This window comes from Jatrophihabitans lederbergiae, from assembly GCF_031845305.1.
In the GTDB taxonomy this organism is placed as follows: domain Bacteria; phylum Actinomycetota; class Actinomycetes; order Mycobacteriales; family Jatrophihabitantaceae; genus Jatrophihabitans_A; species Jatrophihabitans_A lederbergiae.
Map to the genome: position 1 here is coordinate 69,956 of NZ_JAVREH010000018.1, position 11,566 is coordinate 81,521.

Consider the following 11,566-nt stretch of genomic DNA (forward strand, 5'->3'; position numbering starts at 1 on the left):
TCGGGGTCCTGCAGTTCGCCGTCTAATATGGACGGCTGCGACGGCACCTTCCCCCACACTGGGCCATATTCGTCCTAGGCCTGACAAAAAGGTCTAAGTTGCCGGTCGTTCCGGTGCACGCGTGCATTGCGCCCAAAGGACCCGATTGAGGGGCTGCCGGCGTCTCCTATCCCCAGCAAATGCGGGGTGTCCAGGATCGTGCCTCGGGCTGGGTAGTCGCGGACCGCGCGTAGCAGATACGCGGCCTGACCGGCGCGCCTTGCCGTAGCAGATACGCAGAGCCGCTTAGATATACGAGAACCGGCAGCAGGCGGCGCGAGGAGACCAACGATGGCACAGCCGAACATGGGCGAACGTAAGCTCTATTCGACCCGGCCGCCGGAGGACGTATCCCGAGCATTCGCGCGCGCCGCAGTGGACACCGGAGTCTCGTTCAGCCAGCACCTGGCCGATCTGGTCGCTGATCGCTACGGGCTGCAACGGCCGAGCGAACGCTTCCGCACAAAGACCGACATCTCCCAGGACCAAGAGGAGCTGGCCGTCGACAAGCCGCGCAGGCGTGTCCGGCCCAGGCCCCTCTACTCCACCCGACTACCCCGGGACGTGCAGGCAGCCTTCGAGGCTGAGGTCGCGGAGAGGGGTCTGTCCTACAGCCTGCTGATGGCAGACATCCTCGCCGAGCGCTACCGGCCTCGGCTCCCCCTTCCGAGCGAGCGGACCAAGCGCACGCAGGACATCCAGCCGCAGGAGGTGCTGCCCCTCAAAAGGGCTTCCTAAACAGCGGCGGCGGCGGAGGGTCCGCCAAGACCCAACCGCCGCCGTGTTCGCTAGAGCGTTCTGATCGCCCGGTGTTTGCAGCACCGCCGACCTGTGAAGTTGTTAGGCCAAATCCCATCCGGATTCGTCATACCCGAAAGGAGTTCCGCCGTGGACTATAGCCAGCGCACCGGTGCATCCGCGCGGAACTCTTGCTGCGACACGCCGAGCGTGGTCGCGCACCAGATGCCAGCGGCGCCTTTCGAGAGCGGCCTGGCACCCTCCAACTTTCCCTCGGCACCTGCCGGAGTGGGCCGCCGTGCGACAACGCACGACGACGACGACCGGACCCACAGCGGAAGGGGTGGAGCGCCTATCGCACCCCGGACGTAAAGCGGCGACGGAAGGGTTCCCGCCCTTGCCGCCGCCAAAGTATTGCTGACCGTGCCGGTGTTCCCGCACCAGCTCGATCAGGTCAAGAGTTCCTCTGCCGAGTAGCTCCGTTTTTCGTGCCCCCACGACGGGAGGTCCGCGTCATCGACTATAGCCACGCCCTCACAGTCCCGACCACAGATTCAGACTTCGACACGCCGAAGGCCGATCTCTTGTGGTTCCACTTCGCCCCTGCCGTCGCGGCCTGCGGCCGGATCCGGGTGTCCAAGAACTACCGCGACTACCGCCGCGCCTTCGAGCGCAACCTCGACCCCCGGCAGCGTCCGACCGAGCCCGCAGCGGTGCGCACGTACGACGCGACCGGTGAAACCCGGTGCGTGGCCTTCGACCTCGACTGCAAGAAGGGCGCCTCCCGGGGAGCAGTACTGCGCGACTGCGAACGCCTGACCAACTGGCTGATCGAGGCCGGATGCTCCTACCTCATCGACGAGTCACCCTCAGGCGGCCGTCACGTCTACGTCTTCCTCGAGCAGCCGCGGAGTTTCGCCGACGTCGCTCCGATGGCCAAGTCCCTCAAATCTTCCAGCCAGCTGCCCACCTTCGACATCGGTCCGCTGGTCAACATGTCCGAGGGCTGCATCCGGCCGCCCGGTGCCGCGCACCGCACCGGCGGCCACCAGCGGCTGGTCACCCCGCTACCCGCCGCGCTGTCGGCGGTCACCCGACGTACGAGTCCGGCGAGCTGGTCGGCGTTCCTGGCCCTGATCCCCCAGCCCGCGCCGAGCCCGCAGGTGACGGATCTCTACCTGCCAGCTCGCGAGGCCGCCGGGGCCGGACAACGACTCCCGCTTACCCCCGACTACGCCGGGATCGCCGTCACCGGCCACTACGACACGCGCCGATACGAAACGCCCTCGCAGGCACGGGGGGCCGTGGTGATGCACGCGCTATGCCGGGGCTGGGACGCCGACTCCATCACCGAGCAGGTGTTCACCGGGCGCTGGGGAGGCTTGGCCGCGCTTTATGAGGCCAAGTACGGCAAGTACACGCCGAAGGCCCTCCTCGGCGACATCCAACGGTGCCTAGCCAAGCTCGATGAGAGCCCAGCGCACAGAATCCACACCAGCGCTACGCGACCACGGCGGGGGGAGGGTTCCGGATCGCGACTGCACCTGCGCCGCTGGACGGCTGCCCTTCAGCTGGCACTCACCGGCGATCGGTGGAACAGCGCGCGCTCGTACGGAGTGGAGATGGTCCTGCTGGCCCTGGGAGATGCCGCCCGCCGCACCCAGACCATCTACCCTGCGTTCGGAGTGAGGCACCTGTCCATGGGCGCCGGGACGGTGCTGGACCACAGCACGGTTGCGAAGACCCTCAAATTGTTGGCATCCGAAGACGACCCGTTCATCCTGCTCGTCGAATCCGACAGGGGTGTCGACCCCGACATCTACGAATTGCGCATCCCTGACCGCTATCTCAACGACATCCCTGAAGAGGCTGGCCTGCCGCCGGCGCCGTACGGCATCCACCCCGCGTTCAGCGCCCTGTGCAAGCCTGCCTATCGGCTTTACACGGCCCTCAGTCGGGCTGCAGGCTCAAGTACTGCAGCCGACCTCGCTCGGGCCGCTCACATGCCGATCAGGACCGTGCATGCCACCTTGTACGAACTGCACCAGGCCAAGCTCGTTCGATGCCGCGACGGACGTTGGCTCCTTGGCCGGCGCACCCTCGCTCGGTTCGCCCATCTGAACAAGATCGGGACCCGACTCCACGACCTCGTGCTGCGCTGGCGACGCGAACGCGAGATGCTGCGGATCGCCCACGGTCTGCCCGAACGCCGCCAACCCAACCGGTTCACCGTCGCGTGGCCCGGCGTGGCGCCCCCGGCTCAGGCCCCGTCGCGACCGACTCGCGAGGAGGAAGGACGGGCGATCGGTGGAGGTCGTCCCAACTGGCTCGTACCTGACGAGCTGGAGGCAGCCGCGATGGAAACCCTGCGCGAGAGTTTGGGCGCGGTGCTCATCACCGAGGAGACCGCATGAGGGTCGGTGCCGGGGTGTGCCCCGACTGCCTGGGCGACGTGTTGCGGCTGCCCGCTCCCGATGGGATCGAGACTCTCGACACCGGCGAGTTCCAGGTTGCCTCCGTGCCCGACGGCGACCGGTTCCTAGTGCTCCCCCACCGGGTGCCGACTCAGCCCGACGGGACGGACCCTCACCCGCCGACTTGCCTGCGGCGCCATCGCTGCCCCGGGCCGACCGAGCGTGTCCGTTGCGCCGATGTCGAGAGCGTTCGCCTACCTAGCCGTAGCGACTTCACCGCCCTGCACCGCTTCAGCACTCAGGTCGAGCTGTACCGAGCCCAAGCGCTGGGGCGACTGCGCCGCCACGCCGGCCAACGCGTGTACTCCCCCGTTGCGATCCCCCGGGGGATCGCAGAGCTGGGCCGACTGGACCCGAAGCACTGCGTGCTCTGCCGCTGCGGACTGGACGCCGATGAAGCCATTGAGATCGGTTCAATCGACGGCGAACCCGGCTCGTTGCTGGCCTGCTCCCCCAGCTGCTCCGCCCCGCCGTACGCGGACCTCGATTGAGCGACAGAGCATCGGCCGCCGCCCTCGCGCCTCCCCCACGACCCGCGCCGTAGCTCGTACGGTTCCGCGATGAACGGTCGTCCGGGCATCCCACCGTCATCATTGTTTCTCAATTTCTCAGTTTCTGAGTTGCACGGTTTCATGCTGCCTTGGGATCGAACTAACACACTTACAAGATGCCGACCGGCCGGCCCGCCCTAGACGCAATCAGACGAGCAGCCTGCACGCCACAGTGACGTGAAGACAAACTGACAAGGATGCTGACGTACGCCCCGCCACGCAGACCTGCCTGGGATCGGACACAGATGCAACCGGACAGCGAGACAAACTCTCTGCCGAACCGACACGCCGATCGGCGGCCGGGGTCCCCGCCGATCGGGCTGCCGGGACCTAGCCTCGGATGCGGGACCGTCCATCACCGATCCGCGCTGAGGAGCACTCCTATGCCGATGTATGTCGTCACCCCAGGCCAGCAAAAGGGCGGGGTCGGCAAGACGACCGTCACGGCGAACCTCGCAGTCATCGCGGGAGAGACCGGGCTGCGGACACTCGCCGTCGACCTCGACCCACAGTCACACCTCACGTTCAGCTTCGGGCAGGAAACCCCACCCCAAGGATTCAGCGTGGGGGAGCTGCTCAACGACTCGGTAAGTCCTAAGCCCAGCTTCAGGGAGGTCGTCCTCCGCTCCGTCGCCCCGAGTGTCGACCTGCTGCCGGGCGATGAGCGGGCGTTGGTCCGCGCCGAACACGACATCGCCCTCGACGCGCTCACCGGCATGACCCGGCTCCGCAAGCTGCTCGACTCGGTCAAGGACGACTACGACATCTGCTTCATCGACACCCCGCCTAAGGTCGAGGGGCTAGCCGTCGTGGCGATGGTCGCCTCGGACGGCATCATCATCATCACCGAGCCCCAAACGCTGGCCTACACCTCGACCACCGTCTACGCCGCTAAGGTCGCCCAGGTCCGCAACTCCCTCAACCCGAACCTGAAAACCTTGGGCGTACTCCTCAACAAGTCGGGCGATGGCGAGGAGGCTCGATTCATCCTCGACAAGCTCCGCGAGACCGGGCTGCACATCTTCAAGACGGCCATCCCGGTGAATCGCTACGCCTCCAAGGCTTCCCTCGGAGGTGTGCCGACCGCCCTCATCGACCGCAACCGCGACATTGGCCGGATCTACCGCGCAGTCGGTGATGAGCTAGCCGATCTGCTGCGCGGCATCACCGACGAGGCCGACCTCGAAGTGGCGAGCCGATGACCGAGACGAAACCCGCTCCGAAGCGCGGAGGGATGGCCGGACTGGCGGCCAGCCGTCGGCTCGACAGTAGGATCAACACACTCGCCCAACGATCTACCGGCGAGGAGCTACTTCCCGCCGCCGCGCCGCTGGCGCTGGTGCCGCAAACAAGCGCAGCGCCGGAGACCGCGACTCCGCCCGGCTTGCCAGCGGCCGACGAACCCAGAAACGAGCCATCCCGGGCAGCGGGTCCGCCACCACCCCACAAGCCCACTGATCGGACCGTCACGGCGCGGCAGCCGCTGACCGGCCCGGAAGGACGGCTGGAAGCATCGGGAGACCAGGTCGTGAAGTGGACTCTTGAACTGGCTCCGCAGCTGGTATCCGCATTGAACCGCTGGGAGCTGGACGAGACCGAGCGGCTGGGGGAGCGGGTCTTCCGGGAGCGGCTGGTCGATCTCGCCTTGGATGCCCTGCCGACCGACACGGAGGAGATCCTCGCGCTGGTCGCTGGATTGCCTCCGGCGCTGCGCAAGGCCGAGCCCCGCCAGTTCGGTACCCGGGTCCGATTCTCGGTGCGAGAGAAGCTGGTCCGGCTGCGGCCCAAGCTGCGCGAACACGACGTGCGGGGCGTGCGGGTTCGAGTCCGTGACGTCACCAACGCCGGGGTGTACCGCTACCTCGTTGCCCTCGGCATCGACGTGGAAACCGAGAAACCGAGAAATCCCGAAACCGAGACCATGACCTGAGCCCGGCGGTCTAACCGGGGCACTGGACCATGCCGGCTTCTGGGTCGTCGCCGGGACAACCGGACCGGTGCTGATCACCACGCACCTGCTCGCGGCCGGCCCACAGCTCGGGCGCTGCGGCTGGCGACCGAGGCGGTGATCGAGAGCAGCTCGACGACTGGCGGGAGAGCCTCCGCTGGGGGCCAGACGCTGATCTCGGCCTTGCCGCTGTTCCTCGGGTGTCTCGTTCGCCTTCTTCCGAGCGCGCAGGCGGCGTTCACAGCTGGCAGCCGACTCCAACGCCGTCGCCGCGCTGAAAGCCGACATCGCCAAGAGCCTCCGGCGGTGACGGGCACCCACCTGCGTCCTTGAGCACGCCGAGCAGGCGACCAGCTGGTCTGGCTGCCCCCTGTGGTGCGTAACGACGTCCCGGAAACTGGGTTAGTCATTCGGTGGAATCATTTCATTTCATTTCATTTATTTATTACCTTCCGTGATATGCTTCGGCTATGACGTCGCCCGCCACCAGCACCCGGATCTGCAAGTTCCCTGGCTGCCGTCGCACGGTGGAGCAGGCCACCGGCGCGCCGGGTCGCCCGGCCGAATACTGCGAGGACGCCGGGCACACCGCGGTGCGTGCCTGGCGGGCCCGGCGAGCCGGCACCAGTGCGGGCATGGGGGAGTCTGAGGACATGGGCCGCCCGGTCGCGATGGCCACCGCAAGGGCCGGGATGCTGCGCGATGAGCTGGTCAAGACCGCCGAGCAGCTGGGCGGGCAGCTGGCCCGCGCCGTCGAAGAGATGCGCATCCTGACCGATCCGGATGCTGCGGCCGCGCAGGTGGAGACCGTCGCGGCCGAGGCCGCCCAGCAGGTTGCGGCGGCCGAGGTCGCGCGCAACCGGGCCGAGGCCACCGCGCGGCACGCGAAGGCCGAACTGGTCGAGGCCAACGAGGCGGCGCAGGAGCTGGAGGATCAGCTGCAGCAGGCTAATGCTGCCTGGATCGAGGCCGACCGAGCACGGCAGGCCGCCCTCGACGAGCTCGCGGCCGTTAGCGCCGCGGTGCGGTCCTTGACCGACGAGTTGACCACCAGCACGGGGGAGCGGGACCAGCTCCAGGCGCGCGAGGCCGAGCTGGCCCGGGAGCTGGCCTCGACTCAGGAGCAGCTGCGCGCCGAGACCCGCCGCGCCGGCGAGGTGACAGCCCGGGCCGATCGCGAACGCGCCGCAGCGGAGAAGTCGATCGGGCAGCTGGAAACCAGGCTGGGCGACAGCACCACCCGGGCCGGCGGCCTGGAGCGCCAGCTCACCAGCACCCGCGACGAGCTGGACACCAGCCACGCCGCGCAGGCACGCCTGGAGGCTCAACTGGCCGCAGCTGACCAACGCGCCGACGAGGCCAACACCCGCACCGACCGGGCCGAGGCCGCCCGTGCCGCCGCCGACCGGGAACGAGTCAGCGTTGAGAAGGCCGCCACTCGGTTGGAAGCGCAGCTCGAGCAGACGCGAGCCCGGATCACCGAACTCAGCGACGATCGGGATCGGGACCGGCTCACGGCCAGCCTGGCCGAGGCCACCCGAGCGGCCCTCGGCCAGGCACCCGCTGAAGCCGAACCGGTGACCGCGAAACCACCGCGGGCACGCACCCGCAAGCCCGTCCAGCGATCCACGCCGCCGGCGTAGCAGCGAGCACCCGAGGAGATGACAATGAGCGCACCCACCGTCGACACCGAACTGGTGATTGGCATCTGCGGCCAGGCCACGGCCCGCAGCGGCACCGGCACCGTCGTCGAGGCTGCCCGTGACCCGCTCGATGGCAGCACCTGGGTGCGGATGTCGTCCTGGCCACACGCACGAGAAGCGCTCACCGCCCTGAACTCCCACGGCATCAGCGGACACGATCTGGAAGACAGCCGACTGCACGTCACCGGCTGGGATGTCCGGCTGCTGCATCGGCGACTCGGCGTCCTGCTGTCCGGCGTCGATGACCTCACCAGCGAATGGGACGCCACCGCCGAGATGGTCTGCTACCACCACGACCGTCGCGTCGCCGCCGGGATCACCCCAGACCCGGCCGAGGTCCTGGCCGACGTAGAAGCCGCCATGCGTACGTGCCTACCGATCCCGCACCGGGCACCCCGAGTCCAGGACGTCGACAGCCTGCTCCAGCTCATCGCCGCCGCCGAGGACGCCTACCAGCAACTCATCGCCGAACACATCGACTACGCCGAAGGCATCCTCAACGATCACATCGCCCGGCAGCGCCACGGTGCGGCATGAGGATGCCGCTGGCCGATCCGTTCACCCACACCGCCGGCTTCGGTGGCCTCATGGCCGTGGTCGCTGCCCTGATCGCGGCCGCAGGCGTTCTGATCACCGTCCAGCAGCGCGCCCATACTGGCCGTAAGGACCAATGGTGGGCACGGTTCACCTGGGTCGTGGATCACTCGGCCGGCGACCTCGGCATTACCCTCACGGCCAGCATGCTCGACCAACTCACCGCGACCGCGCGCCGGTTGCACGACGAGGACCTGATCGCCTTCGCCGAGCGATACACCCGCCACGTCTACGCCGAGCTACCCACACACTCGCCAACGGCACGGCATCAGGCGCACAATGGGCCCGAGGATGAAGGAGGGTCACGATGACCGCCACGGCGACACCCAGCCGGTTCACCTTCCGCGACGACGCGGAACTGGAAACCGCGCGAACCATGCTCGCCCGCCTGCTCGTCCGCCAGGCGAAGTTGCTCAAACACGATGTCGACCCCAAGGTCGCCGCCGACGCTGGCCGCCCGCTACCCGAGGAATTACCGAAAGCCGGCTGAACAGCCCATCCAGAGGCCGGCCCGGCCATGGGCGAAGCCGTGGGTTAGCCGTGACCACGTGTCGGCCGCACGAGCACTGATCCCGCTGCGTGGTGGTGGACAAGGTCGATCCCGTCATCGCCAAGGTCGCCTAAGCACGCCCACGCGGATCCTGCGCCAACCCTTACCGGAGCAACACGCCACCCATGCACGTGTTCATTCCGATCCTGCGCCAACGCGGCCTCGGGCACATCGCGAACATCCTGGCCCGTGCCCGCCACCTCGATCTCTGACGGCCGAAGCGGCCTCCGCTAACCCGAGAGCCAGGTGATCAAAGGGCGACTTCGACCGCAGCCGCGCTGATCAATCCCCACAATCAGGTGCTTCGCCGGGTCCATCTGACGGCGGTACCCCCCTCCCCGAGGCCACTTCCCGGACCGCCGTGCAGGAAGAGCACCGGCTTACCGGCCGGGTTGCCAGACGTCTCCCGGTAGATCGTGTTCCCACCCGCCACCTCTATCGATCCGTGATCGAACGGCTCGATCGGAGGATGGGCCACCGCACGATCCTAAAAGCGTCTGTCGGGGCGGATTGCCGCCCGACACACTGGTCAACCAGCGAGCGTCCACTGCCCGGTCAGCGATCCTCAAGCGGTTCGCGCGGGCACCTGGGGGCCCGGGGGCCCGGTGAAGCGTTAGCCCGCGCGAGCTACTGTCGACGACATGCCACACGCTGTGCGTTTCGATCGTTACGGACCTGTGGACGTGCTCGAGGTGGTCGAGGTCGCGCGGCCGACGCCGGGGCCGGACCAGGTCCTTGTAGAGGTCGCCGCGACGTCGATCAACCCGGGCGAGATAATGATCCGCGAGGGCGCGATGGCCGAGGTGGCACCGTCGACCTTCCCGTCGGGCCAGGGCAGCGATCTTGCCGGGCGCGTCGTCGAGGTCGGCGACCAGGTGGGCGGCTGGAACATCGGCGATGAGGTCATCGGCTGGACCGACGAGCGGGCCGCACAGGCCGAGTTCGTCACGGTGCCCGCCGATCAACTCACCCCGCGGCCACCGTCGGTGTCGTGGGAACAGGCAGGTTCGCTGTACGTCGCCGGCGGCACCGCCCACGGCATGGCCGACGCCGTGCCCATCGACTCGGGCGAGACCGCCGTCGTATTCGGAGCGACCGGCGGCGTCGGATCGATCCTGACCCAACTTCTCGTCAACGAAGGCGTGCGCGTGCTCGCCGTGGCTGGACCCGCGAACGACAAGTGGGTGCGATCGGTCGGCGCCGAGCCCGTGCACCACGGCCACGCCCTCGGGCACCGGCTGCACGAAGCCGCGCCCGAGGGCATCGATGCCGCCTACGACGCCTTCGGCGGCGGGTACGTCGAACTCGTCACCGGGCTTGGCGTCGCTGCCGATCGGGTGGTCACGATCATCGACTTCAACGCCGCCGAGAGGTTCGGCGCCAAGACCGTGTTCGGTTACCAGGTCACCTCCGCCGACGTGCTCGCCGACCTCGCAAGACTGATCGAGTCCGGTGAGCTGACGATCCCGATCGCGGCGACCTTCCCGCTGGCGCAGGTGCGCGAAGCGTACACGCAGCTGGCCGAGCGGCACACGCGCGGCAAGGTCGTCCTCCTGGCCTCAGCCAGCTGAAACGCGCTGCCGCGTTTGCGGCATCGGCCAGCCTGCAGCCATCACCTACGCCGTGACCGCCAACCCGTCGCCCATGCACAGGAGGAACACACAACCGACGGCAGGCCGGCGAGATTCTCCGACCGCGGGAACTCGCTCCCTGTCCCGTAGCCGGTTCCCTGAGTGACACGGTGGATGACCTGGTCTGCTAGGTCGCTTGCGCGTCAGGAATCGTTTCGCTGGAGGCAAACGCGCGAACAAAAATGAGACCGGTGCTTGTCATCGTGGCCCGGGAGGCAGTGTTGGCGGCCATAGTCTGAGCGAAAATCCGAGTCAGCCCTACGCCAGCGAAGCCATAGCGGATGAGCTCACCCGCGCCCTCACTGGCGTACCCGCAGCGCCAAATCTGCGCAGCAGCCGGTAACCCAGCTCTGCCTCCCCGGCGACTGCTGGCTGATCTGGCCCATTCGGCGGCTGCAGGATCCACCAACCAACGAAGACACCGTCGACGAAACCGACCCAGAACCCCAGCCCTGGGACCTCCTGGGCGGCAAGCCGCCGACGATCGTGCGCCTGCTCAGTCTCGACGCGCGACCTGGCACGTCCAGTGATGTATCGCATCACTTCCGGATCTGAGTCCAGTTCAACTTCGAACTCGAGGTGCTCCTCAGCAAGCGGCACGAGGACGATTCGCTCGGTATGCAGAGTCGGTTGCGGCATACGTAAATTGTCGCGGCTGGCGCAAGCCGATTTGGGATCCGCCTCCAGTGCGTAACATCACGGAATGCTGGAACTGGTGAGCCCGGATTGCGACCGGCACGAAGAGTGGCTGAAGTCGCACCGTGAGTGGGGTCCAGGCCTGCACGAAGAAGGTTTCGCGGTACGAGCCGGCGACGACCTGGAGAGCGCAGAGGTATTCAGCGCGTGGGTCGAATGGCTGCATTCCGGGCCAGAAACTTTCTGGTGGATTATTGAAGGTGACGCAGTCTTGGGCGGCATCGCCTTGCGGCCCTACTCCGAGATCGACCACCGAGTGATCGGGCATATCGGGTACGGCATCCGCCCCTCGGCACGCCGGCGAGGTGTTGCTACCTGGGCTCTGACAGAGGTTCTATGTCGGGCTCGTGACGCTGCGATGCCGGGGTGCGGGTTGGTCTGTCGTGACGCAAACCTCGCGTCGATCAAAACGATCGAGCGTTGCGGCGGTGTCCTCCAGCAGACCCTGGAGGACGGCCACGGGCTCGCGCGTCACTATTGGGTCGCTTTGTGAATGCGCATAGCACCCCGCTCAGCGATCCTCTACCGAGCAGTTGGCTTGTGCAGTTGGGCATGGTCCGGTTGCCGTGCCAGCACGTGGAGCTGGGAGGCGAGTCGCCTGTAGGGGTCTCGGGCGCAGGCTTGCTGCTCTGCTCGCAGCAA

Annotated in this window: 11 protein-coding genes and 1 pseudogene; 11 read left to right on the forward strand and 1 reads right to left on the reverse strand. The window is 67.5% G+C overall.

Features of this window, described 5'->3' with window-relative positions:
• The first annotated feature begins 330 nt into the window (after positions 1-330).
• The 10 genes from RM423_RS13950 (at position 331) to RM423_RS13995 (ending at position 10,168) form a co-directional block, all read left to right on the forward strand.
• Positions 331-777, forward strand: a complete 447-nt coding sequence (locus RM423_RS13950) for a hypothetical protein (protein ID WP_311423643.1) — start codon at positions 331-333, stop codon at positions 775-777.
• 488 nt (positions 778-1,265) lie between these two features.
• A complete protein-coding gene (locus tag RM423_RS13955; RefSeq protein WP_311423644.1) occupies positions 1,266-3,191 on the forward strand; it encodes a hypothetical protein in 1,926 nt (641 codons plus the stop codon).
• Entirely contained in the window at positions 3,188-3,742 is a 555-nt protein-coding gene (locus RM423_RS13960; protein ID WP_311423645.1) for a hypothetical protein, read from the forward strand. The genes RM423_RS13955 and RM423_RS13960 overlap by 4 nt, the downstream gene beginning before the upstream one ends.
• Positions 3,743-4,185: 443 nt before the next feature.
• Positions 4,186-5,004, forward strand: a complete 819-nt coding sequence (locus RM423_RS13965; protein ID WP_311423646.1) for a ParA family protein — start codon at positions 4,186-4,188, stop codon at positions 5,002-5,004.
• Between the two features lie 326 nt (positions 5,005-5,330).
• The gene (locus tag RM423_RS13970; protein ID WP_311423647.1) at positions 5,331-5,732 is read left to right on the forward strand and encodes a hypothetical protein; all 402 of its coding nucleotides are present in this window, start codon (positions 5,331-5,333) and stop codon (positions 5,730-5,732) included.
• 488 nt (positions 5,733-6,220) lie between these two features.
• The gene (locus tag RM423_RS13975) at positions 6,221-7,393 is read left to right on the forward strand and encodes a coiled-coil domain-containing protein (RefSeq protein ID WP_311423648.1); all 1,173 of its coding nucleotides are present in this window, start codon (positions 6,221-6,223) and stop codon (positions 7,391-7,393) included.
• Positions 7,394-7,417: 24 nt separating this feature from the next.
• Positions 7,418-7,990, forward strand: coding sequence for a hypothetical protein (locus RM423_RS13980; protein ID WP_311423649.1), 573 nt, complete (start codon positions 7,418-7,420; stop codon positions 7,988-7,990).
• Positions 7,987-8,358 carry a hypothetical protein gene (locus RM423_RS13985; RefSeq protein WP_311423650.1) on the forward strand — a complete coding sequence of 124 codons (372 nt, stop codon included), beginning with the start codon at positions 7,987-7,989 and terminating at the stop codon, positions 8,356-8,358. Before RM423_RS13980 ends, RM423_RS13985 begins: the two co-directional genes overlap by 4 nt.
• On the forward strand, positions 8,355-8,537 hold the full coding sequence (locus RM423_RS13990) for a hypothetical protein (protein WP_311423651.1): 183 nt from the start codon (positions 8,355-8,357) through the stop codon (positions 8,535-8,537). The genes RM423_RS13985 and RM423_RS13990 overlap by 4 nt, the downstream gene beginning before the upstream one ends.
• 701 nt (positions 8,538-9,238) lie before the next feature.
• Positions 9,239-10,168: an NADP-dependent oxidoreductase gene (locus RM423_RS13995; RefSeq protein WP_311423652.1), complete on the forward strand. Its 930-nt coding sequence runs from the start codon at positions 9,239-9,241 to the stop codon at positions 10,166-10,168.
• 187 nt (positions 10,169-10,355) lie between these two features.
• Here RM423_RS13995 and RM423_RS25650 read toward each other — a convergent pair.
• Positions 10,356-10,867: pseudogene (locus RM423_RS25650) on the reverse strand (GNAT family N-acetyltransferase).
• A gap of 64 nt (positions 10,868-10,931) precedes the next feature.
• Between RM423_RS25650 and RM423_RS14000 the strand changes: the two are divergent.
• A complete protein-coding gene (locus RM423_RS14000; protein ID WP_311423653.1) occupies positions 10,932-11,417 on the forward strand; it encodes a GNAT family N-acetyltransferase in 486 nt (161 codons plus the stop codon).
• The last annotated feature ends 149 nt before the right edge of the window (positions 11,418-11,566 follow it).